Origin of the sequence: Streptomyces sp. NBC_00190 (genome assembly GCF_036203305.1) — a bacterium.
Lineage (GTDB): Bacteria > Actinomycetota > Actinomycetes > Streptomycetales > Streptomycetaceae > Streptomyces.
Map to the genome: position 1 here is coordinate 4,714,498 of NZ_CP108131.1, position 23,493 is coordinate 4,737,990.

At 70.1% G+C, this 23,493-nt stretch carries 17 protein-coding genes; 8 read left to right on the forward strand and 9 right to left on the reverse strand.

Features of this window, described 5'->3' with window-relative positions; all coding sequences use genetic code 11:
- The first annotated feature begins 57 nt into the window (after positions 1 to 57).
- Entirely contained in the window at positions 58 to 3,957 is a 3,900-nt protein-coding gene (locus tag OG429_RS22805; RefSeq protein ID WP_328927142.1) for a DNA-directed RNA polymerase subunit beta', read from the forward strand.
- Between the two features lie 76 nt (positions 3,958 to 4,033).
- Here the strand turns inward: OG429_RS22805 and OG429_RS22810 are convergent, their stop codons facing one another.
- The 7 genes from OG429_RS22810 to OG429_RS22840 form a co-directional block, all read right to left on the reverse strand.
- Positions 4,034 to 5,326: a M48 family metalloprotease gene (locus OG429_RS22810; RefSeq protein ID WP_328927143.1), complete on the reverse strand. Its 1,293-nt coding sequence runs from the start codon at positions 5,324 to 5,326 to the stop codon at positions 4,034 to 4,036.
- Between the two features lie 27 nt (positions 5,327 to 5,353).
- Positions 5,354 to 5,746, reverse strand: coding sequence for a Pycsar system effector family protein (locus OG429_RS22815; RefSeq protein WP_405922430.1), 393 nt, complete (start codon positions 5,744 to 5,746; stop codon positions 5,354 to 5,356).
- Between the two features lie 113 nt (positions 5,747 to 5,859).
- Positions 5,860 to 7,260 (reverse strand): hypothetical protein, encoded by a 1,401-nt coding sequence (locus OG429_RS22820; RefSeq protein ID WP_328927145.1) that lies wholly within the window; start codon positions 7,258 to 7,260, stop codon positions 5,860 to 5,862.
- Between the two features lie 19 nt (positions 7,261 to 7,279).
- Positions 7,280 to 9,397, reverse strand: a complete 2,118-nt coding sequence (locus OG429_RS22825; RefSeq protein ID WP_328927146.1) for a hypothetical protein — start codon at positions 9,395 to 9,397, stop codon at positions 7,280 to 7,282.
- Positions 9,394 to 10,188, reverse strand: coding sequence for a hypothetical protein (locus tag OG429_RS22830; protein ID WP_328927147.1), 795 nt, complete (start codon positions 10,186 to 10,188; stop codon positions 9,394 to 9,396). The genes OG429_RS22825 and OG429_RS22830 overlap by 4 nt, the downstream gene beginning before the upstream one ends.
- A 138-nt stretch (positions 10,189 to 10,326) precedes the next feature.
- Positions 10,327 to 11,040: a Crp/Fnr family transcriptional regulator gene (locus OG429_RS22835; RefSeq protein ID WP_328927148.1), complete on the reverse strand. Its 714-nt coding sequence runs from the start codon at positions 11,038 to 11,040 to the stop codon at positions 10,327 to 10,329.
- 109 nt (positions 11,041 to 11,149) lie between these two features.
- Positions 11,150 to 13,669, reverse strand: coding sequence for a YfhO family protein (locus OG429_RS22840; RefSeq protein WP_328927149.1), 2,520 nt, complete (start codon positions 13,667 to 13,669; stop codon positions 11,150 to 11,152).
- Positions 13,670 to 14,160: 491 nt separating this feature from the next.
- On the opposite strand from OG429_RS22840, the gene rpsL reads away from it, so the two are divergent.
- The 4 genes from rpsL (at position 14,161) to tuf (ending at position 18,520) form a co-directional block, all read left to right on the forward strand.
- Positions 14,161 to 14,532: a 30S ribosomal protein S12 gene (rpsL, locus tag OG429_RS22845; RefSeq protein ID WP_007265893.1), complete on the forward strand. Its 372-nt coding sequence runs from the start codon at positions 14,161 to 14,163 to the stop codon at positions 14,530 to 14,532.
- A 2-nt stretch (positions 14,533 to 14,534) separates the two neighbouring features.
- Positions 14,535 to 15,005, forward strand: a complete 471-nt coding sequence (gene rpsG, locus OG429_RS22850) for a 30S ribosomal protein S7 (RefSeq protein WP_007265894.1) — start codon at positions 14,535 to 14,537, stop codon at positions 15,003 to 15,005.
- A gap of 39 nt (positions 15,006 to 15,044) precedes the next feature.
- On the forward strand, positions 15,045 to 17,177 hold the full coding sequence (gene fusA / locus OG429_RS22855; RefSeq protein WP_328927150.1) for an elongation factor G: 2,133 nt from the start codon (positions 15,045 to 15,047) through the stop codon (positions 17,175 to 17,177).
- Between the two features lie 149 nt (positions 17,178 to 17,326).
- A complete protein-coding gene (gene tuf, locus OG429_RS22860; protein ID WP_328927151.1) occupies positions 17,327 to 18,520 on the forward strand; it encodes an elongation factor Tu in 1,194 nt (397 codons plus the stop codon).
- Positions 18,521 to 18,692: 172 nt separating this feature from the next.
- On the opposite strand, the gene rfbC is transcribed toward tuf, so the two are convergent.
- Both rfbC and rfbA read right to left on the reverse strand, forming a co-directional pair.
- On the reverse strand, positions 18,693 to 19,292 hold the full coding sequence (gene rfbC, locus OG429_RS22865; RefSeq protein ID WP_328927152.1) for a dTDP-4-dehydrorhamnose 3,5-epimerase: 600 nt from the start codon (positions 19,290 to 19,292) through the stop codon (positions 18,693 to 18,695).
- Positions 19,289 to 20,164 carry a glucose-1-phosphate thymidylyltransferase RfbA gene (rfbA, locus tag OG429_RS22870; protein ID WP_328927153.1) on the reverse strand — a complete coding sequence of 292 codons (876 nt, stop codon included), beginning with the start codon at positions 20,162 to 20,164 and terminating at the stop codon, positions 19,289 to 19,291. The genes rfbC and rfbA overlap by 4 nt, the downstream gene beginning before the upstream one ends.
- An 81-nt stretch (positions 20,165 to 20,245) precedes the next feature.
- Between rfbA and rfbB the strand changes: the two genes are divergently transcribed.
- Genes rfbB through OG429_RS22885 form a run of 3 tightly spaced genes read left to right on the forward strand, consistent with a single transcriptional unit; the run spans position 20,246 to position 23,474 of the window.
- Positions 20,246 to 21,223 carry a dTDP-glucose 4,6-dehydratase gene (gene rfbB, locus OG429_RS22875; RefSeq protein WP_328927154.1) on the forward strand — a complete coding sequence of 326 codons (978 nt, stop codon included), beginning with the start codon at positions 20,246 to 20,248 and terminating at the stop codon, positions 21,221 to 21,223.
- Between the two features lie 47 nt (positions 21,224 to 21,270).
- Positions 21,271 to 22,143 carry a dTDP-4-dehydrorhamnose reductase gene (gene rfbD, locus OG429_RS22880; protein WP_328930379.1) on the forward strand — a complete coding sequence of 291 codons (873 nt, stop codon included), beginning with the start codon at positions 21,271 to 21,273 and terminating at the stop codon, positions 22,141 to 22,143.
- Positions 22,140 to 23,474 carry a hypothetical protein gene (locus OG429_RS22885; RefSeq protein ID WP_328927155.1) on the forward strand — a complete coding sequence of 445 codons (1,335 nt, stop codon included), beginning with the start codon at positions 22,140 to 22,142 and terminating at the stop codon, positions 23,472 to 23,474. The genes rfbD and OG429_RS22885 overlap by 4 nt, the downstream gene beginning before the upstream one ends.
- The last annotated feature ends 19 nt before the right edge of the window (positions 23,475 to 23,493 follow it).

Genomic DNA, 23,493 nt, shown 5'->3' on the forward strand with positions numbered 1-23,493 from the left:
CCCGGGACCGTTCAGACCATGATTGAGACTCGACCCCGAAAGAGGGATTGACGCACAGTGCTCGACGTCAACTTCTTCGACGAGCTGCGGATCGGCCTTGCCACCGCGGACGACATCCGAACCTGGTCCCACGGCGAGGTCAAGAAGCCGGAGACCATCAACTACCGCACCCTCAAGCCCGAGAAGGACGGACTCTTCTGCGAGAAGATCTTCGGTCCTACCCGGGACTGGGAGTGCTACTGCGGCAAGTACAAGCGTGTCCGCTTCAAGGGCATCATCTGTGAGCGTTGTGGCGTCGAGGTCACGCGCGCCAAGGTGCGCCGTGAGCGGATGGGCCACATCGAGCTTGCCGCTCCCGTCACCCACATCTGGTACTTCAAGGGCGTCCCGTCGCGCCTGGGCTACCTGCTGGACCTCGCGCCGAAGGACCTCGAGAAGGTCATCTACTTCGCCGCGTACATGATCACGTTCGTCGACGACGAGCGTCGCACCCGCGACCTCCCGTCGCTGGAGGCCCACGTCTCCGTCGAGCGTCAGCAGATCGAGAACCGCCGTGACGCGGACCTCGAAGGCCGTGCCAAGAAGCTCGAGACCGACCTGGCCGAGCTTGAGGCCGAGGGCGCGAAGGCCGACGTGCGCCGCAAGGTGCGCGAAGGTGCCGAGCGCGAGATGAAGCAGCTCCGTGACCGCGCCCAGCGCGAGATCGACCGCCTCGACGAGGTGTGGGCCCGCTTCAAGAACCTCAAGGTCCAGGACCTGGAGGGCGACGAGCTCCTGTACCGCGAGCTGCGTGACCGCTTCGGCACGTACTTCGACGGCTGCATGGGCGCCGCCGCGCTGCAGAAGCGCCTGGAGTCCTTCGACCTGGATGAGGAGGCCGAGCGCCTCCGCGAGATCATCCGTACCGGCAAGGGCCAGAAGAAGACCCGTGCGCTCAAGCGCCTCAAGGTCGTCTCCGCGTTCTTGCAGACCAGCAACAAGCCCAAGGGCATGGTTCTGGACTGCGTGCCGGTGATCCCGCCGGACCTGCGTCCGATGGTGCAGCTGGACGGTGGCCGCTTCGCGACCTCCGACCTGAACGACCTGTACCGCCGCGTGATCAACCGCAACAACCGTCTGAAGCGTCTCCTCGACCTCGGTGCCCCCGAGATCATCGTGAACAACGAGAAGCGCATGCTTCAGGAGGCCGTGGACGCCCTCTTCGACAACGGTCGTCGTGGTCGTCCGGTCACCGGTCCCGGTAACCGTCCCCTGAAGTCCCTCAGCGACATGCTGAAGGGCAAGCAGGGTCGATTCCGTCAGAACCTCCTCGGCAAGCGTGTGGACTACTCCGCGCGTTCCGTGATCGTCGTCGGTCCGCAGCTGAAGCTGCACCAGTGCGGTCTGCCCAAGGCCATGGCGCTGGAGCTCTTCAAGCCGTTCGTGATGAAGCGCCTGGTCGACCTGAACCACGCGCAGAACATCAAGAGCGCCAAGCGGATGGTCGAGCGCGGCCGCACGGTCGTCTACGACGTCCTCGAAGAGGTCATCGCCGAGCACCCGGTCCTGCTGAACCGTGCGCCCACGCTGCACCGCCTCGGCATCCAGGCCTTCGAGCCCCAGCTGGTCGAGGGCAAGGCCATCCAGATCCACCCGCTCGTCTGCACCGCGTTCAACGCGGACTTCGACGGTGACCAGATGGCCGTGCACCTGCCGCTCTCCGCGGAGGCGCAGGCCGAGGCCCGCATCCTGATGCTGTCCTCGAACAACATCCTCAAGCCGGCCGACGGCCGTCCGGTCACGATGCCGACCCAGGACATGGTCCTCGGTCTGTTCTTCCTGACCACCGACGGTGAGCTCCGTGACGTCAAGGGCGAGGGCCGCGCGTTCGGCTCCACGGCCGAGGCGACCATGGCGTTCGACAACGGCGAGCTCGCGCTCCAGTCGGCCGTCGACATCCGCTTCCCGGTGGGCACCATCCCGCCGCGTGGCTGGGTGCCGCCGGTCGCCGAAGAGGGCGAGCAGGAGTTCCAGCAGGGCGACAGCTTCCGTCTGAAGACGACCCTGGGTCGCGCGCTCTTCAACGAGCTGCTTCCCGAGGACTACCCGTTCGTCGACTACTCGGTGGGCAAGAAGCAGCTCTCCGAGATCGTCAACGACCTGGCGGAGCGCTACCCCAAGGTCATCGTGGCGGCGACGCTCGACAACCTGAAGGCGGCCGGCTTCCACTGGGCGACCCGTTCGGGCGTCACCGTGGCCATCTCCGACGTCGTCGTGCCCGAGGCCAAGAAGGCCATCGTCGCGGGCTACGAGGCGATGGACGAGAAGGTCCAGAAGCAGTACGAGCGCGGTCTGATCACCAAGGACGAGCGCACGCAGGAGCTCATCGCGATCTGGACCAAGGCGACCAACGAGGTTGCCGAGGCGATGAACGCGAACTTCCCCAAGACGAACCCCATCTTCATGATGGTTGACTCGGGTGCCCGAGGAAACATGATGCAGATGCGACAGATCGCCGGTATGCGTGGTCTGGTGTCGAACGCGAAGAACGAGACCATCCCGCGTCCGATCAAGGCGTCCTTCCGTGAGGGCCTCACCGTTCTGGAGTACTTCATCTCCACGCACGGTGCCCGTAAGGGTCTGGCGGACACCGCCCTGCGTACCGCCGACTCGGGTTACCTGACCCGTCGTCTGGTGGACGTCTCGCAGGACGTGATCATCCGCGAGGAGGACTGTGGCACCGAGCGCGGTCTGAAGCTGAAGATCGCCGTTCGCGGCGAGGACGGCGTGCTGCGCAAGGCCGACGACGTCGAGACCTCGATCTACGCCCGCATGCTGGCCGAGGACGTCGTCATCGACGGCAAGGTCATCGCGCCGGCCAACGTCGACCTCGGTGACGTGCTCATCGACGCCCTGGTCGCCAACGGCGTCGAGGAGGTCAAGACCCGCTCGGTCCTGACCTGTGAGTCCGCGGTCGGCACCTGTGCCTTCTGCTACGGACGCTCGCTCGCCACCGGCAAGCTGGTCGACATCGGTGAGGCGGTCGGCATCATCGCCGCCCAGTCCATCGGTGAGCCCGGTACCCAGCTGACGATGCGTACCTTCCACACCGGTGGTGTGGCCGGTGACGACATCACGCAGGGTCTGCCGCGTGTCGTCGAGCTCTTCGAGGCCCGTACCCCGAAGGGTGTCGCCCCGATCTCCGAGGCCGCCGGCCGCGTGCGGATCGAGGAGACCGAGAAGACGAAGAAGATCGTCATCACGCCCGACGACGGCAGCGACGAGACGGCGTTCCCGATCTCGAAGCGCGCCAAGGTCATCGTGTCCGAGGGCGACCACGTCGAGGTGGGCCAGAAGCTCACCATGGGTGCCACCAACCCGCACGACGTGCTGCGCATCCTCGGCCAGCGTGCCGTCCAGGTCCACCTGGTCGGCGAAGTCCAGAAGGTCTACAACTCGCAGGGCGTGTCGATCCACGACAAGCACATCGAGATCATCATCCGGCAGATGCTGCGCCGCGTGACGATCATCGAGTCCGGCGACGCGGAGCTCCTGCCGGGCGAGCTGGTCGAGCGGTCGAAGTTCGAGACCGAGAACCGTCGTGTGGTCACCGAGGGCGGTCACCCCGCCTCCGGCCGTCCGCAGCTGATGGGTATCACCAAGGCCTCGCTCGCCACCGAGTCGTGGCTGTCGGCGGCGTCCTTCCAGGAGACGACCAGGGTTCTGACGGACGCGGCGATCAACGCCAAGTCCGACTCCCTGATCGGCCTCAAGGAGAACGTCATCATCGGTAAGCTCATCCCGGCCGGTACGGGCCTCGCCCGCTACCGCAACATCCGGGTGGAGCCCACCGAGGAGGCCAAGGCCGCGATGTACTCGGCCGTCGGCTACGACGACATCGACTACTCGCCCTTCGGCACCGGCTCCGGCCAGGCTGTCCCGCTGGAGGACTACGACTACGGCCCGTACAACGGCTGAGTCGAGCGCACGTAGTAACCGCAGGGCGGTCACCCGAGAGGGTGGCCGCCCTGCGGCGTGTTGTCGGTCGGACGCCTCAGCGTGCGGGCTGCAGGTACGGCTGGAGGTGGTGCAGCCGGGTCCGGTGGTCGGGATGCGTGGAGAGCAGCCGGTCCAGGGTGCCGGGCTCGGTGAACGGCTTCCCGGTCTGGGCGAGGACGGCCTGCTTCGCCTGCTCCTCCTGGGCCATCACCCCGTGCAGCATCTGCGCGAGCATCGGCGCGAAGCCGAGCGCGGCGGCGTGCTCGTCGGCGCGCAGCTCGGCCCGCCGGCCCACCGCCGCCATCAGGTAGGGCATCACGAGCAGCAGCAGCGGGAGCCCGTAGGTGGCGGTGATCGTCAGGATGGTGAACAGACCGACGAAGATGATCATGAATCCGGCGGCCAGGTAGGAGAAGAAGCTGGTGAACCGGATGACGAAGACGGTCACGGCCCGGATGACCTGCCAGGCGATCCGCCCGGGCAGGCCGTACCACCAGCCCAGCAGCCCGGACCAGGCGTGGCCGCCGGTGTGGTGGCCGAGCTCGTGGGCGAGTACGGCGGCGAGCTGGGACTTGGGCAGGTTCTCCAGGGCGAACCGGGTGACACCGACGATGTGGCCGGCGGCCGCGTACGCGTTCAGGTGGTCGGTGTCCTCGATCCACAGCTCGTAGCGGTCGCCGTCGACGCCGGCGCGGGCCGTGACCTCGCGCCACACCGGGGAGAGCGCGGCGAGCTCGTGGGCGAGCGGGCGCTGCAGGCGCAGCAGGTGGCGGGCGAAGAAGTCCTCGCTGGGGCGGTGGAAGACGAGGGCCCCGGAGGCGATCCAGAGCAGGGTGGGCAGCCAGTAGGGCAGGCCGGACACGGCCTCCAGGATGGTGGCGAGGAGCAGGACCACCATCAGGCTCATCAGGAACCCGGGGACGTGCAGGGCGAGCTGGCCGAAGGCGGTGGCGTCCGCGCTGCGCTGGTGGGCCTTGCGGTGGACTCGGGTGCCGGGGGCGTTCTGGTACTCCAGGTCGTCCAGCGGGGCCGCAGGGGCCGGCACCGGGGCCGGCTGGGCTGCGGGGGCGGGCTGGTACTGGGGGTAGGCGGGCTGCTGGGGCTGCTGGTACTGGGGGTACGCGGGCTGCTGGGGCTGTGGGTAGGCGGGAGCCTGGGGCGGAGCCGACTGGGGCTGCGGGTACGCGGGTGCCGGGGGCTGCTGCTGCGGGTACGACGGCGCCTGGGGCTGGGGCTGGGGCTGGGGGTACGCGGGTGCCTGCGGTTGCGGCTGCGGGTACGCGGGGGGCGGCGGGCTCTGCGGGTACTGGGGACCCTGCGGGTACTGGGGTTCGGGTGGCTGGTTCACGGTGAATCCTTCGTCGTATCGGGGACGTCAGCCGATGAGCAGGGCGGCGGGGAGCAGCACCGTGGCAGTGCAGAAGGCGAACAGGCCGGTCCTGATCCACTGGTGCTTGAGGGCGGTGATCCGGCTGTTCTCCGCGAGCGCCGCCATGAGCGAAGCGGCGGGGTCGCGGTCGGTGTCGGCGAGGGCCTCCGCGAGGCGGCCCTGGCGCACCGCCGAGCGGATGTCGCCGAAGTACGAGAGCGGGGAGCCCGGCCGCCACTCGGCCGAGCGGTACCGGGGCAGCACCGCCAGCAGCAGGGCGAGCAGGGCCACGGCGAGGGCGGCGGCGCCCGCCCACCACACGGCCGCGCCGGGTGCCGAGAGCGATTCCGGCCGCCAGCCGTTTCCGGCGAGCAGGGCGCTGATCACCCCGGCGGTCATCCCGAGGGCGCCGACCAGCACCGAGGCCTTGCTGTCGGCCCGGGCTATCTCACCGCGCAGGTCGGACAGGAGCCGGGTGGCGGCCTCGGCGCCGGGCGGAGGCGGGGCCGCGGTCACGGCTGCGGCCGCCCGTCGTCGGGCTGGGGCTGAGCCGGGGCCTCGGCCTGGGGCTGGAGTCCGGGTTCGGCCGTGGGGCCGGGCGGGGCCGGCGGCTGTACGGGAGCGGTCCCGTACCCGGGCGGCGGCTCCCACTGGGCGAAGGTCGGGGCCGGTCCGTACGGCGCGGGCGGCTGCGGCGCGGGTGGCTGCGGTGCGGCCGGTCCGTAGCCCTGTACCGGGACACCCTGGACGGGGACGCCCTGTACCGGCGCTCCGGGCGGGCCCGCGGGCGGCTGCGGGGGCGGGGGCGGGGCCGGGAGCCGGCCCGGATACGGCGGGGCCGGGTCGTGGGGGACACCGGGCAGGCGCTGGTTGAGGATGTCGTTCATGGCCCGCAGCGCCAGCTGCTTGGGTCCCTGCAACTCGTGCCGCTCGGCCCCGCCGTCCCCGAGCACCTGGCTGACCAGGCTCATCTGGTCCCGGATCATCTGGAGCTGGTCCTCGCGCATGGTCCGCATGACGAGGGCCGAGTCCTCGGGGTGCTGGGCCAGGTGGAGGGCCCACGCGTGCACCCCGCCCTGCTCCAGGTGGTACTGGTAGAAGGTGATCTTCTCGGCCTCGACCCGCTGCAGCTCCGCCTGCTGGCGGCTCAGCTCCAGGCGCTGCTGGTGCTCCCACTGCTGCTGCCGCAGGGCCAGCTCGTGCTGCTGCCCACCGTAGGCCAGCGCCCGCTCGGTGGTCAGCTCGTCCTGCTGGCGGGCCCGCTGGTCGAGCTGGACGTCGTAACGCATGCCGAGCTGCTCGGTGAGGATCTGCTCGTCGGTGCCGTGGTGGATGGCCTGCATGCGCAGCTGGTGGTCGATGTTCTCCTGGTCGCGCCGCAGCCGGACGGTCCAGGAGGTCTGGAGCCCGCACGTCCGGCCGAGCGGGCCGACCGCGGGCAGCGCCCGCAGCAGTTCCCCTTCGGCCTCGGCGCTCCGGGCGATGGAGAAGCGCCGCGCGACCGGCCGGGCGGCCTGCTCCAGCTCGCCGAGCAGCAGCCGGGGCACGTCGCGGTGACGGCTCTCCACGAACCGGGCCGGGTCCGTCACCTGCCAGCTGATCTCCACGACCACGACGAACTGGAACGCGTCGTTGTCGCTGGGGAGCTCGATCTCCGCCCGGAAGTGGTGGACTCCCGTGTCCACCTCGTAGACCGCCGTGAAGCCGCGGGTGGAGCCGGGCCGCTGCGGCGGCAGGAAGGCGACGTACCCGCCCTTGGCGGTGGAGAAGACCAGGGCGTGGTCGATGCGGGTCTGCAGCTTGCGGAACACCTCGAACCGCCCGAGCTGCTGGACGGTGATCACCGGGTCGATCAGCTGGGTGTGCCGGTCGGCCGGCTGCTCCCAGTCGGGGTGGCGGCGGGGATCGGACATCGTGCGGCTTCTCCTCGGTTCAGTGGTTCGGCAGTACGGTCAGCAGGCGCTCGGCGGCGGGTAGCACCACCCCGTGGTTCCCCTCGCGCAGGAGGTGGAGCAGCCGCTCCCGCTCGGTGGCCCGGGTGACCAGGGCGGGCAGCAGGGCGGCGAGCGCCCATTCGGTGGCGTGGTCGCGGTCCGCGGCCACCACCCAGTCGTGCAGCAGGTCGAGGGCGTCCTGGTTGCGGATGCGGTCGAGGGCGGCCCGCCACAGCTCGGCGATCCCGCGGGCGGAGTGCGGCCGCCCGGTGACGGACCGGGCGTACCAGTCGAGGACCAGCGGGCGGCCGAAGGGCTCGTCGTCCTCGGTGTGCCGGCAGGCGCGCAGGAAGCCGTCGAGGGCGAGGTCGACGGCGGCCCGGTCGTCGTCGCGCGTGCGCAGCACCTCGGCGAGGACCTCGTCGCGCGCGTCGGAGAGGAGCAGCAGTTCGAGGGACTGGGCGAGTTCGAGCAGCATCGCCGCGTCGTTCCCGTCGCGCCGGACGGCCACGCGCAGGGCCTCGACGGTCTCCACGGGCCGCTCGTCGCCGATCAGTCCGTGGACGCGGATGGCGGCCCAGCGCAGGCGCGCGTGGGCGTCCTCGTCGGCGCACCAGCGGTCGATGATCCGCGGGATGTTCGGGGTGCCGATGATGTGCGCGAGCGCGAGGGCATTGACGGCGCCGATCCGCAGCCACGGGCGGTCGGACAGCGCCCATTCCTCGATGACCAGGGCCATCGCGGAGGGCAGGTCGTGCAGGGCGAGTACGGCGACGGTGGACGCGGCCCGGGTGCGTACGAAGGACCGCCCGTCGGCGGCGAGCAGCCGCAGCCAGCCGACCAGCGCGGGGCGGGCGGACGGATGGCCGGTCCACACCTCGCGGAGCAGGACCGCCGCGAGCCGGTCGTCCTGGAAGGCGGCCATCGACTGGGTGACCGGGCCCCACTCGGTCCGCTCCTCCTTCGGGTAGCGGATGGCGCGGGCCAGCTGGAGGCGCTTGGCGGGGTTGGTGCCGAAGACGGGGACGGCCGCGGGCACATCCGGGTGCTCGGTGCGCTGGAGGAGGCCGAACAGGAGGTCGCTGAGTTCGGCGGTGAGGGCGTACGGCCCCTTGTGGAAGGCGGCGAGGGCGACGAGGAAGGCCTTCTCCCGCAGGTGCAGCGTGCCGTCCGCGTCCTCGAACCACTCCTGGATCTGCTGCTCCAGAGCGGCCTGGGAGAAGGTCTCGATCTCCGACGCGTCGGATCCGTGGAGGGAGTGCCGGCCCAGTACCTCGGCGAACCGCGCGGCCTCGCGGAGCTGGTGGTGACCGCTGAGGAAGTCGGTGACGGCGGGCAGTGCGAGCAGCCGCCGTAACTCGCCCTCGTCGTCCACGTGGGCGCGCAGCGAGGAGTGCAGGACGGCTGTGGTGCCGGGAGGCTGCCAGGGGTGGCCCGAGACGCCCTCCAGATGGGTGTGCGGACCGGCGGTGATCACCAGGACGCCGTTCTCGCCGAGCTTGTCCCGGGCGGCCAGCAGATGCGTGTCGCGCAGGGGCTGGTCCCGCGTGGTGATCGGGTCGCACAGGACGTACCCGCGAGCCTCTCCGGCGGCGAGCCGGTCGGCCAGGTTCTCGGGGGACGTGCTCCGGTCCAGGGAGTGGACCGAAGCGGTGCCCAGGCGCCGCAGCAGCAGGAGCGCGGCGGTGCGCCGGCCCGTGAAGCGGGGGCCGGTGAGTACCAGGACGCGCTCCTTGCGGAGCTGCTCCAGCAGGTCCTGGAAGTTGCTGCCGTCCTCGGCGAACACCCTGTCGAGGCGTGTCAGCGTCCCTGTCGGGACCTCACCGGAGGTGTGCGTGGCGCTGCCGACCATCAGGTGGTTCACCGTGACGCCGCCGTGGAAGGTGCCGCCGCTGATGCCGTGGTTGACGCCGCCGAACTGCCCGCCGCCGACGCCGCCGCGCATCGCGTCGGGGATGCCGCGGAAGAGGTCGCGCCGGGCGTCGTAGGCGCTCTGGGGTGCTTCCTCCGCCGGAGCCGGCGCCGGCGCTGCGGCCTGGACCGCCGGCTCGGCCGGGGACTCCGCCTGGTCCGGGCCCTCGGCCGGTACTGGGGCGTCCGCCACCGGGGTGCTCATCGGCGGTCACCGCCGCCCAGCCGGATGTCGCCGTGGAAGGTGCCGCCGCTGATGCCGTGGTTGACGCCGCCGAACTGCCCGCCGCTGATCTGACTCGCCGGAGCCGGGGCCGCCGGGTCCGCCGGGGCCGGGGCGGCCGTGGCGACCCCGGCTGTCCCGGCCCCGGCTCCGGCTGTCCCGGCGCCGGAGTCCCCCTCAGGCTCCGGCGCCGGGCCCCCCGTCGGCAGTGGTCCGTACAGCCACGCGCCCAGCGGGCCGTTCTTGCTGGGCATGGTGACCGCTGTGAATTCGTCGGCCGGGATTCCGGTGTGGTTGTGCCGCACGATGCCGGCGTACACCGACTCCGAGACGCAGAGCGCGTAGTCGTCCGTACGCTCGCGCAGGGCTTCCTTCAGGGGTTCGCCGTCCAGCAGCCGGCAGGCGTGGTTGAGGTCCGTGCCCACCCAGCCGTCGAACTCGTCGACGGCGACGTACCCGGTCGCGAGCACGGCCCGCAGCCGGATCTGCGCCGAGCTGGCCGCCAGCCGGTTCACGGCGCGCAGCTGGGCGGGGACCTCGGTCAGCAGGGCGCGCAGCAGCGTCGTCAGCGGCGCGCTCGGGTCGATCATCTCCATGATCGCGTCACCACGGTCGGCGCGCAGTCGTAGCGTCTGGTCGATTCCGGCGGCCAGCAGGGTCCGGTCGACGACGTCGTAGAGCATCCGGCGCAGGAAGGCCTGCTGGACGTCGTCGCGGTCGCTGTAGCGCTCGGTGTCTACCAGGAGGATGGTGCGGGGGAGTGGGTCGCTCATGATCGCCTCTCGTGGTGGATCCCGGTGGATCCCTGCTGTGACAAGAGAGTGGGGCAGACGGGCGCTCCGCCGTGAGGGCGGATGACGCACCCGGAGTGTGACGCCCTGCACTGAAGGCGCGGTCGGTCCCGGGGCTGCCTAGGCCGGCGGCTGCGACTGGGCGATCCGGCGCAGTACGTCCGGCCGTACGATCACCAGCGCGCGGCGGCCGGTGATCACGACGCCGCGCTCGCGGAGCTCCTTGAGCTCCCGCTGGACCATCTCGCGGGAGGCTCCGACCGCCCCGGCGAGCTCCTCCTTGGTGAGCGGAACGGTCAGCTCGACGCCGGCGGGGGCAGCGCGGCCGTGGGTCCTGGAGAGGTCCAGGAGCAGGACGGCGAGGCGCTCGCGCACGCTCAGCGAGGCGAACTCCAGGCGGCGCCGGTCGGCGGCGCGGGTGCGGTCGGAGGTGAGGGCGAGCAGCTGGAGGGCGACCGCGGGGAAGCCGGCGAGGAACGCGCGGAAGGCCTCGTGGTCGACGGCCACGGCCCGGACCGGCTCCAGTGCGGTCACGGTGGCGGAGCGGACGCGGCCGGTGAGGGCGGCGGACTCGCCGAGGATGTCGCCGGGCCCGCGCAGGGCGAGCAGCGCCTGGTAGCCGTTGGGTGCGGCGACGGTCACCTTGGTCCAGCCGTGCAGGACCAGCAGGATGTGCGTCGAGGGTTCGTTCTGGTGGATCAGGCGGTCGCGCGGTGCGAACGCCAGCTCACGGCCGAGCGCGCGTAACGCCGTACCGTCCTCGCTCTCCAGCCGGGCCAGGAAGGGGACCCGGTCGTCCAGCCCTCCGTCGCCCGGGAGGTTGTCCAAAGCCATGCGGCAGCCCCCGCCCCGATGCGTCAGAGCGGTCAATCTACTGACCGCGGGCCCCTCGCAGATCCGGAACCACTCGATTGAGTACGGACGGTCACGGACAGTGCCCGGGTCAGGCGTCGGCGCCCGCGCGGCGTCGGCGTGCGCCCGCCACCGTGACCGAGGCCAGGGCCAGGAGGGCGAGGGCGGCGCCGGCCAGGCCCGGGGTGAGGCCCTTGGGGGTGAAGGTGCAGGAGACCTTCTTCGTGCCGGGGGCCAGGGGCAGCGACACCAGGCCGTGGAAGTCGCGCACCGGGGCGGAGCACCGCCAGCCCGGGATGTCGGTCATCGCGAAGACCGCGGTGCCGGTGGCGCCGTCGGGAAGGGTGGCCTCGATGGTGTGGCCGCCCGCCTTCACGGCGGTGGCGCCGCCGGCGGTCAGCCGGGCGACCGCCGTGCCGAGGGCCGCGCGGTCCAGGCAGCCCAGCGGGTGCTCCCCGGCGGTCGCGCCCTGCGTGCGGGTGTCCACGGTGACGTCGACCCGGCCCGAGGCGGGGACCTCGCCCAGCGGGATCACACCGGTCACCTGGTCCTCCACCTGCCGCTCGGCTCCCGCGGTGCGCAGGGTGCCGTACACCTCGGGGGAGTACCAGAAGGCCTCGGAGCCGGGGGTGCACTGCGCCGCGTACGTCTGCTCGGTGGCGCTGCCCCCGCGGGTGACCTGCGGGACCTGGTAGACGGTGGCGCCCAGGACGTTCTCCTGGCGGGCGTAGACGCTGCCCCCGGGGTTCGGCGAGGTGTAGGCGGCGGAGCGGACCGTGACCAGCGGGGGCGCGGGGAACTTCGAGCCCGTCCAGCTGCCCGGCGCGGCCCCGGGGCGGACCCGCGCGCCGATCGAGAAGATCGCGTCGAGCACCGGGTTGTCGGCGCCGAAGAAGGTCCGGCCGTCGTTCTTGAAGCCGTATCCCAGGGGCTCCAGTGCCCCGTACGTGGCCTCCGGGAGGTAGCTGCTGTAGTACTGCGGCCCCTCCGCGCGCAGGGCGAGAGCGTCGTTGTACGAGGTCTGCGGCGAGCCCGAGTCGGTCCGGTAAGCGGGCCAGCCGTCCACCTGCCGGACGGCCTCGTAGTGGTCGCCGATCGACCGGTTCGAGGTGGCGGTCGGCTTCGCCCACCGCTCGCGGGACCGGCGGGCGTCCGCGCTCGCCGCGGCCACCGTGGACTCGGCGAAGACCACGCCGACCATGAGGACGGCCGCGACGGGGATCAGGTACCGGCGCTTGTCACCCAGCGCGAGCAGGACCAGGGCCAGCAGCGACACGGCCCCGCCCCCCAGCACCGCGGGCCAGGTCCAGCCGCCGAAGTCGTCGGTGTGCCGGAGCACGAAGGTGGCCGCGACCAGCAGGCCGGCGGTGAGCGCGAGGTGCAGCGGGCGCGGCCGGGCGGCCAGCGCCAGCCAGGCCACGACGACCACCATGCCGCTGAAGACGAAGGCCTCGCGGTACGGATTGCCGTTGGGCACCGCCAGCCCGTGCCACACGTACTGCGTGGGCGGGAACTGGAACGAGGCGGCCACGAGCAGGATCGCGGCGGCCCACACCAGGCGGGTCCGCCTCGCGACGGCGGCGTTGAAGACGAAGGAGCCCGCCAGGATCAGGCCGAGCGAGGCGACGTAGAGCCGCGGGCGGCCGCCCCACAGGTGGGTGGCCGGGAGCATGCCGGCGAGGAAGAGCTCGATCCGGACCGGGTCGAAGGCGGCGGCCTGGGTGGGCTGCGCCGAGCCGCTGGACAAGAACGACGGCAGGAGGAGCGGCAGGGTGAGCGCCACCCCGGTCGCGGCGGCCGTCGACGCCCGCCACAGGGCGCGCAGCCTCCCCCGGACTCCGTCCGGGGGGACCCCCAGCCGGCCCGTCATGTCGCGGGTGATCAGGCGGACGGCCAGCAGGACGCATGCGGCCATCGTGGCCATCATCGCGGTGTAGAAGTTCCCGTACCAGGCGAGCGCGACCAGCAGGGCCGCGCCCGGCCAGCGGCGCTCCTCCAGGCACCACTCGACGGCGATGCCGAGCAGGGGGAGGGCGACCAGGCCCCACAGCCACATGGGGATGTACGAGGCGTCGCTGAGCGCCCAGCCGCACAGGCCGTAGCAGGCGCCGAGGACGCCGCGCTGCCACCACGGACCGGGGCGCAGCTTGCCGAGGTACACCGCCATCACGGCGGCCGCGGTGCCCATGGTGACCGGGGTGAGCGCGAAGACGGCCAGGTCGACGTGGGCGCGCGGGACCAGGACGGTCAGCCACGAGAAGGGGTTGCCGAGGTACGTGTAGTAGTCGGACAGGAACTGCTGTCCGAAGCCGCCGCGCCAGGTGAAGAGCACGTCACCGGCGGCCTGCCCGTGGACCAGGTCCCAGAGCGCGCGGTGGAAGGGCACGTACTGGTTGGCCTGGTCGTTGACGGCGCGGCCGGTGTTGCCGAAGGGGAAGGTGCCGCGCGCCACCCAGGCCGCGCAGAACGCCCCCGAGGTGATCAGGAAGGCGAGCAGGGGACCGTACAGCCGGGCACGGCGAGGACGGCGGCGCCGCGGGGCGGGCAGGTCCCGGCCGCCGTCGGGGCGCGGGCTGTGCGCCGTGGCCGGTTCCGAGGTGACCGTCCCCAATGTCCCGCTCCCCTGATGATCGTGCCGTTTGGGCTGAAGCGCTCGGCAGTTTAGTTCGCCGGGCCGCCACCGGGCCGCGTGCGGGCCTCGCGCCGGGCCTCGGGCATGTGCTCGTCCGGGACGATCGCTGCCCTCTTGAGGGGGGACTGACCTGGCCGTCCTTACCACGGCTCTACCACTTGTGCGAGTCGGCGGGGCCGCACGGGGGTGTCGCCCAGGCGGCGCACGGGTCGTGGCGGTCCCCCGGCTCCGGCGGCCGGGCTTTTGTTTTGACCGAAGTGGTTGAGGTGGGTACGCTCAGACCTTGTGCCTGGGGTGTGCCTGGGCTCCCGTGCGTGTCCATCAACCGCAGGAGAGCCCGTATCGGCCACCGCGATCCATGCGTTTCCGTGCTTGCGCGGAAGTCCGCCGGATCCGACACACCCGACCGCGTGGGTCGGCAAATGTTCCAGGTTAGCTTCACTACACGGCACACAGAAACCGGAGAAGTAGTGCCTACGATCCAGCAGCTGGTCCGTAAGGGCCGGCAGGACAAGGTCGAGAAGACAAAGACCCCCGCGCTTGAGGCCTCGCCCCAGCGTCGCGGCGTCTGCACGCGTGTGTTCACGACCACCCCGAAGAAGCCGAACTCGGCGCTGCGTAAGGTCGCGCGTGTGCGTCTGACCTCTGGCATCGAGGTCACCGCTTACATTCCGGGTGAGGGACACAACCTGCAGGAGCACTCGATCGTGCTCGTGCGTGGTGGCCGTGTGAAGGACCTGCCGGGTGTTCGTTACAAGATCATCCGCGGTGCGCTTGACACCCAGGCTGTCAAGAACCGCAAGCAGGCCCGCAGCCGCTACGGCGCCAAGAAGGAGAAGTAAGAATGCCTCGTAAGGGCCCCGCCCCGAAGCGCCCGGTCATCATCGACCCGGTCTACGCATCTCCTCTGGTGACCTCGCTCATCAACAAGATCCTCCTGAACGGCAAGCGCTCCACCGCCGAGCGCATCGTCTACGGCGCCATGGAAGGCCTCCGCGAGAAGACCGGCAACGACCCGGTCATCACGCTGAAGCGCGCGCTGGAGAACGTCAAGCCGTCCCTCGAGGTCAAGTCCCGCCGTGTCGGTGGCGCGACCTACCAGGTTCCGGTTGAGGTCAAGCCGGGCCGCCAGTCGACCCTCGCGCTGCGCTGGCTCGTGGGTTACTCCCGCGCCCGCCGCGAGAAGACCATGACCGAGCGCCTCATGAACGAGCTGCTCGACGCCTCGAACGGTCTTGGCGCTGCCGTCAAGAAGCGTGAGGACACGCACAAGATGGCCGAGTCCAACAAGGCCTTCGCGCACTACCGCTGGTAGTTCTAACCCACATCGAGACCGAGAGAAGACTGAGCCGATATGGCTACCACTTCGCTTGACCTGGCCAAGGTCCGCAACATCGGGATCATGGCCCACATCGACGCGGGCAAGACGACCACCACCGAGCGCATCCTGTTCTACACCGGTGTGTCTTACAAGATCGGTGAAGTCCACGACGGCGCTGCCACGATGGACTGGATGGAGCAGGAGCAGGAGCGCGGCATCACGATCACGTCCGCCGCGACGACCTGCCACTGGCCGCTCGAGGACGTCGACCACACCATCAACATCATCGACACCCCGGGTCACGTTGACTTCACGGTCGAGGTGGAGCGTTCGCTCCGCGTCCTTGACGGTGCCGTCACCGTGTTCGACGGTGTCGCCGGTGTGGAGCCGCAGTCCGAGACGGTCTGGCGTCAGGCCGACCGTTACGGCGTTCCGCGTATCTGCTTCGTCAACAAGCTGGACCGCACCGGCGCCGAGTTCCACCGCTGCGTCGACATGATCAAGGACCGCCTTGGCGCGGTTCCGATCGTCATGCAGCTCCCCATCGGTGCCGAGATGGACTTCCAGGGCGTTGTCGACCTGGTCACCATGAAGGCGTTCGTCTGGTCCGCCGAGGCGACCAAGGGCGAGATGTACGACATCGTCGACATCCCGGCCACGCACACCGAGGCTGCTGAAGAGTGGCGCGGCAAGCTGGTCGAGACCGTCGCCGAGAACGACGACGAGATCATGGAGCTGTTCCTGGAGGGCAACGAGCCCTCCGTCGAGCAGCTGCACGCCGCCGTCCGTCGCATCATCCTCGGCTCCGGCAAGGGCAAGGGCGAGCCCACGATCACCGCGGTGTTCTGTGGCACGGCGTTCAAGAACAAGGGTGTTCAGCCCCTGCTCGACGCCGTCGTCCGCTACCTGCCGTCGCCGCTGGACATCGAGGCCATCGAGGGCCACGACGTCCGCGACGCCGAGGTCGTCGTGAAGCGCAAGCCTTCCGACGAGGAGCCGCTCGCGGCGCTGGCGTTCAAGATCATGAGCGACCCGCACCTCGGCAAGCTCACCTTCGTCCGGGTTTACTCGGGCCGCCTGGAGGCCGGCACTGCGGTGCTGAACTCCGTCAAGGGCAAGAAGGAGCGCATCGGCAAGATCTACCGCATGCACGCCAACAAGCGTGAAGAGATCGCCGCGGTGGGCGCCGGTGACATCGTCGCCGTCATGGGCCTGAAGCAGACCACCACTGGTGAGACGCTGTGTGACGACAAGGCACCCGTGATCCTGGAGTCCATGGACTTCCCGGCTCCGGTCATCCAGGTCGCCATCGAGCCCAAGTCCAAGGGTGACCAGGAGAAGCTGGGTGTCGCCATCCAGCGTCTCGCGGAGGAGGACCCCTCCTTCCACGTTCACTCGGACGAGGAGACGGGCCAGACCATCCTCGGCGGTATGGGCGAGCTGCACCTCGAGGTGCTGGTCGACCGTATGAAGCGCGAGTTCAAGGTCGAGGCCAACGTCGGCAAGCCGCAGGTGGCCTACCGCGAGACGATCCGCAAGGCCGTCGAGCGTCACGACTACACCCACAAGAAGCAGACCGGTGGTACCGGTCAGTTCGCCAAGGTGCAGATCGCGATCGAGCCCATCACCGAGACCGACGGTCCGGCGTACGAGTTCGTGAACAAGGTCACCGGTGGCCGCGTGCCGAAGGAGTACATCCCTTCGGTCGACGCCGGTGCGCAGGAAGCCATGCAGTTCGGCATCCTGGCCGGCTACGAGATGACGGGCGTTCGCGTCACGCTTCTCGACGGTGGCTACCACGAGGTCGACTCCTCCGAGCTCGCGTTCAAGATCGCCGGTTCGCAGGCCTTCAAGGAGGCCGCGCGCAAGGCTTCTCCCGTGCTCCTTGAGCCGATGATGGCCGTCGAGGTCACCACGCCCGAGGACTACATGGGTGACGTCATCGGCGACATCAACTCCCGCCGTGGCCAGATCCAGGCCATGGAGGAGCGTCACGGCGCTCGCGTCGTGAAGGGCCTCGTGCCCCTTTCGGAGATGTTCGGCTACGTCGGAGACCTCCGCAGCAAGACCTCGGGTCGCGCCAGCTACTCGATGCAGTTCGACTCCTACGCCGAGGTTCCCCGGAACGTCGCCGAGGAGATCATCGCGAAGGCCAAGGGCGAGTAACTCTTCCGAGTTCACGCTTTAGGCTTGCCACCGGAGCCTCTGGGGCAACAGGAGTAAACCTCCCGTTGCCCCGGGGGAGCCGGCTATCCAGCAAAGATCACCTGGCGCCGATCTGTAAGGCGTACAGAACCACTCTCAGGAGGACCCCCGTGGCGAAGGCGAAGTTCGAGCGGACTAAGCCGCACGTCAACATCGGCACCATCGGTCACATTGACCACGGTAAGACGACCCTCACGGCCGCCATTACCAAGGTGCTGCACGACAAGTACCCGGACCTGAACGCGGCCTCGGCCTTCGATCAGATCGACAAGGCTCCTGAGGAGCGCCAGCGCGGTATCACCATCTCCATCGCGCACGTCGAGTACCAGACCGAGGCGCGTCACTACGCCCACGTCGACTGCCCGGGTCACGCGGACTACATCAAGAACATGATCACCGGTGCCGCGCAGATGGACGGCGCGATCCTCGTGGTCGCCGCCACCGACGGCCCGATGCCGCAGACCAAGGAGCACGTGCTCCTGGCCCGCCAGGTCGGCGTTCCGTACATCGTTGTCGCCCTGAACAAGGCCGACATGGTGGACGACGAGGAGATCCTGGAGCTCGTCGAGCTCGAGGTCCGCGAGCTGCTCTCCGAGTACGACTTCCCGGGCGACGACCTGCCGGTCGTCCGCGTCTCCGCGCTGAAGGCGCTCGAGGGCGACGCCGAGTGGGGCGAGAAGCTCATCGGCCTCATGGACGCTGTCGACGAGGCCATCCCGACCCCGCCGCGTGACACCGAGATGCCGTTCCTCATGCCCGTCGAGGACGTCTTCACGATCACCGGTCGCGGTACGGTCGTCACCGGCCGTATCGAGCGTGGTGTCCTGAAGGTCAACGAGACCGTCGACATCATCGGTATCAAGGAAGAGAAGACCACCACCACGGTCACCGGTATCGAGATGTTCCGCAAGCTGCTCGACGAGGGCCAGGCCGGCGAGAACGTCGGTCTGCTCCTCCGTGGCATCAAGCGCGAGGACGTCGAGCGCGGCCAGGTCATCATCAAGCCCGGTTCGGTCACCCCGCACACCGAGTTCGAGGCCCAGGCCTACATCCTGTCGAAGGACGAGGGTGGCCGTCACACCCCGTTCTTCAACAACTACCGTCCGCAGTTCTACTTCCGTACCACGGACGTCACGGGTGTCGTCACCCTGCCGGCCGGCACGGAGATGGTCATGCCGGGCGACAACACCGAGATGACGGTCGCGCTGATCCAGCCGGTCGCCATGGAGGAGGGCCTGAAGTTCGCCATCCGTGAGGGTGGTCGTACCGTGGGCGCCGGCCAGGTCACCAAGATCACGAAGTAATTCGTGTTCTGACCTGGTAGCTCGTTGAATCGGGCACCAAGTTGCACTGAAGGGCCCCGGCCCACCGCTTCGGCGGTGGGGCGGGGCCCTTCGGCGTAGCCGGGAGGCGACGGTGAACGACAGGAGGGCCGCACCCTTCCGGGTGCGGCCCTCCTGTCGTGACTGCGGCGGGTCAGCTCACGCGGAGCGACTCGGTGAATTCCTTGCAGGCCGCGTAGTCGGGCAGCAGCCCGGTCGCGATGGCGTCGGCCAGCGACGGGGCGGCCTCGTCGCGGGCGGACAGCAGCGGGACGTCGGCCGGCCACTCGATGGCCAGGTCGGCGTCGAGCGGGTGGACCGAGTGCTCGCCGGTCGGGTTGTAGGTCTCCGAGCACAGGTACGACAGCGTCGCGTCGTCGCTCAGCGCGCAGAACCCGTGGCCGAGGCCCTCGGGGATGTAGACCGCGCGGCGGTCCACGTCGTCCAGGCGGACGCCCTCCCACTTGCCGAACGTGGGGGAGCCGACCCGCAGGTCCACGATGACGTCGAGCACGGCGCCGCGTACGCAGGTCACGTACTTGGCCTGGCCGCGCGGCACGTCGGCGAAGTGGATGCCGCGGACCACGCCCGCGGAGGACACCGAGAGGTTCGCCTGTGCCAGGTTCAGCGGGTGGCCGACCACCTCGGCGAGCCGGTCGAAGCGGTACCACTCGGTGAACAGGCCGCGCGGGTCCCCGTGCAGCTGCGGGGTGACCTCGAAGGCGCCCTCGATGGAGAGTTCACGGAACTTCATCGGGCGTCCTCCTCGGCGAGCAGGGCCAGCAGGTAGTCGCCGTAACCGCTCTTGGTGAGCGGCTGGGCGAGCTCGCGCAGCTGCGCGGAATCGATCAGGCCGGCCCGCCAGGCCGCCTCCTCGATGCAGCCGATCTTGAAGCCCTGGCGCTCCTCGATCACGCGGACGAACTCGGAGGCCTGCACCATCGAGACGAACGTGCCGGTGTCCAGCCACGCGGTACCGCGGTCCAGGATCGTGACGTTGAGCTCGCCGGCCTGGAGGTACGCGTCGTTGACCGCGGTGATCTCCAGTTCGCCGCGGGCGCTGGGCTTCAGCCCGCGGGCTATCTCGACGACCTGGTTGTCGTAGAAGTACAGACCCGGCACCGCGTAGCGGGACTTGGGCGCGACCGGCTTCTCCTCGATGGAGATGGCCTGGCCGTTCTCGTCGAACTCCACCACGCCGTACGCCGTCGGGTCCGCCACCGGGTACGCGAAGACCCGGCCGCCCTTGGAGTCGGTGTGCTCGGCGAGCCGGGTGCCCAGGCCGCTGCCGTGGAAGATGTTGTCGCCGAGGATCAGCGCGACGGACTGGTCACCGATGAAGTCGGCGCCGAGGACGAATGCCTGGGCGATGCCCTCCGGGCGCTCCTGGACGGCGTACTCCAGCCGCAGGCCGAACTGCGAGCCGTCGCCGAGCAGTCGCTCGAACTGGTCGCGGTCCTCGGGGGTGGTGATGATCAGGATTTCACTGATACCCGCCATCACCAGGGTGGAGAGGGGGTAATAGATCATCGGCTTGTCGAAGACGGGCAGCAGCTGCTTCGAAACGGCCCGGGTCAACGGCCAGAGTCGCGATCCGGTGCCACCGGCCAAAAGGATTCCACGCATGGGTGAACCCTATGCGAGAGCGTGCGGGGGAGCCGAGCCAAGGGAATGTGACGTTCGGCGGGCCGCTAGACTCTTCGTATTATGCGCATCCTCGTGACCGGCGGCGCCGGCTTCATCGGTTCAGAATTCGTCCGCCAGCAGCTCGGCGCAGATGCCACCGCTCGGATCACGGTCTTCGACAAGCTGACCTACTCCGGTGTCGAGGCGAATCTGGCGCCGGTCGCGGACCACCCTGGATACACCTTCGTCAAGGGCGACATCTGCGACGCCGAGGCCGTCGACCAGGTGATGCCCGGTCATGACGTCGTCGTGCACTTCGCCGCCGAGTCCCACGTGGACCGCTCGATCGCCGGCGCCGGCCCCTTCGTGATGACCAACGTGGTCGGCACGCAGGTCCTGCTGGACTCCGCCCGCAAGCACGGCGTCGGCCGCTTCGTCCACATCTCCACCGACGAGGTCTACGGCTCGATCAGCGAGGGCTCCTGGACGGAGGAGTGGCCGCTGGTGCCGAACTCCCCGTACTCCGCCTCCAAGGCGTCGTCCGACCTGCTGGCGCTGGCCTACCACCGCACCCACGGCATGGACGTGGTGGTCACCCGCTGCTCCAACAACTACGGGCACTACCAGTTCCCGGAGAAGGTCATCCCGCTGTTCGTCTCCAACCTGATGGACGGCAAGAAGGTCCCGCTGTACGGCAACGGCGGCAACGTGCGCGACTGGCTGCACGTCTCCGACCACTGCCGCGGCATCGACCTGGCCATGCGCAAGGGCCGCGCGGGCGAGGTCTACAACATCGGCGGCGGTACCGAGCTCACCAACAAGGAGCTCACCGGCGTGCTGCTGGAGGCCGCGGGCCTCGGCTGGGAGATGGTCGAGCAGGTCGAGGACCGCAAGGGCCACGACCTCCGCTACTCCATCGACATCAGCAAGATCGGCGCCGAGCTGGGCTACGCCCCGCAGGTCACCTTCGAGGACGGCATCAAGGCCACCATCGACTGGTACCGCGAGAACCGTGCCTGGTGGGAGCCGCTGAAGGCGAAGGCGGCCCTGCAGAAGTGAGCACCAACTCGCCGGCCGAGCGCTGGCTCGTCACCGGCGCCGGCGGGATGCTCGGCCAGGACGTCCTGACCGTCCTCAAGCGCGCCAAGATCGAGGCCGTGGGCCTGAGCCGCGCCGACCTCGACATCACCGACCCGGCCGCCGTCCGGGCCGCGGTCGAGGGCGTCACCGTGGTCGTGAACTGCGCCGCCTGGACGGACGTGGACGGCGCCGAGACCGCCGAGGAGGCCGCCACCGCCGTCAACGGCACGGCCGTGCGCGTCCTCGCCGAGGCCTGCGCCGCCGCCCACGTGCGACTGATCCACGTCTCCACCGACTACGTGCTGCCGGGCGACGCCTCGGAGCCGTACCGCGAGGACGCCGAGACCGGTCCGGTCAACGCCTACGGCCGCTCCAAGCTGGTCGGCGAGCAGGCCGTGACCGAACTGCTGCCGCAGGACGGCTACGTGGTCCGCACCGCCTGGCTGTACGGCGAGCACGGGCCGAACTTCGTCGCCACCATGCTGAAGCTCGCCGCCCAGCGGGACACCCTCGACGTGGTCGACGACCAGCACGGCCAGCCCACTTGGTCCTACGCGCTGGCCCGCCACCTGGTCGAGCTCGGTCTGGCCGCGCTCAAGGGCTGGGCCATGGGCGGGATCTACCACGGCACCGCGAGCGGCCGGACCACCTGGATGGGACTGGCCCGCGAGACCTACCGGCTGAGCGGCCTGGACCCCGAGCGGATCCGGCCGACCACCTCCGAGGCGTTCGTGCGTCCCGCCGTCCGCCCCGCCTTCAGCGTGCTCGCGCACGACGCCTGGGACAAGGAGGCCGGAATGGCCCCGCTCCCCGACTGGCGGGACCAGCTGGCCGAGGCGCTCGCCACCCCCGGCTTCACCGCGCTCGCCAAAGCGGCCCGGGACGGCCGCACGGGATGAAAGCCCTGCTGAACAAGCTGACCGCGGCGCTGCCGCCGGGCACCGTCGCGGTGGCCGGCGGCACCGTCGTGCTCGGCGCGGCCTCCTACGTCCACCTGGGCGTGGCCGGCCACAGCCTGTCCAAGCCGGACATGGCCAACGTCTCGGTGCTGTGGACGATCGTGATGTCCATCGGCATCGGCGTCTTCTTCCCCATCGAGCAGGAGCTCACCCGGATCGTCTCGGCCCGCGTGGTGCTGGGCCAGGGCACCGCCCCGGTGCTCCGCCGGGCCACCGTGCTCACCGCGGGGATCCTCGGCGCGACCCTGCTCGTACTGGGCCTCGGCGCGGGCCCGATCGCGGACCTGCTGTTCCAGGGCGAGCGCGGCCTGGTGGCCGCGCTCGGCGGAGCCTTCACGGGCATGGCCGTCTGCTACCTCACCCGCGGTGTGCTGGCGGGCCTCGGCCACTTCGGCGCGTACGGCACCCAGCTCGCCGTCGACGGCGGTCTGCGGATCGTGCTCGCCTTCGGCTGCGCGCTGCTCGGGCTGCACTCGGCCCTCGCCTTCAGCCTGGTCCTGGCCATCGCGCCGGTCGCGGCGATGCTCGTCACCCTGCCGGCGCTGCTGCGCGCCGTCGGCCCCGGCGAACCGATCGCCTGGCGGGAGCTGTACCGCGGACTGGGCCTGCTCGTCTGCGCGACCCTGCTGTCCCAGCTGGTCGTCAACGCCGCGGTGATGAGCACCAAGCTGCTGGCGCCCACCGACAGCGCCCTGATCGCGGCCCTGCTGAGCGCGCTGGTCCTGGCGCGGGTGCCGCTCTTCGTCTTCGGCTCGCTCCAGGCGTCCCTGCTGAGCGGCCTCACCGCGGCCTTCACGGCCGGCGACCGGGCCGCGTTCTGGGCGATGCTGCGCCGGATCGGCGTGGTCGTCGGAGCGCTCGGGCTGCTGGGCGGCGTACCCGCCACGGTGCTCGGCCCCTGGCTGATCGAGGTGCTCTTCAACGCCAACGAGCCGGTGCTCGACCGCTTCGACTTCTTCCTGATGTCCGCGGGCACCGTGGCGTACATGTTCGCGATGGTGCTCGGACAGGCGCTCATGGTATTCAAGCGGCACAACCTGCAACTGCTCTGCTGGGCACTCGGCACCGGGGTCCTGCTGGGCATCACCTTGATTCCGGGCGATGTGGCCCTGCGCGTGATCGTCGCCTACGCTCTCGGCTCCGTCGCCACCGTGCTGGCTATGCTGGCAGCGCTGAGGCTGAGCTTCCCCGGAGCGGCTGCGGCAGTCACCGAAGGGCCCGGGCAGACGGCCGACACACGCGGCCCGGGCGTGAGCGCGGTCGGGAAATGACCATGCCGGCCCACGACGT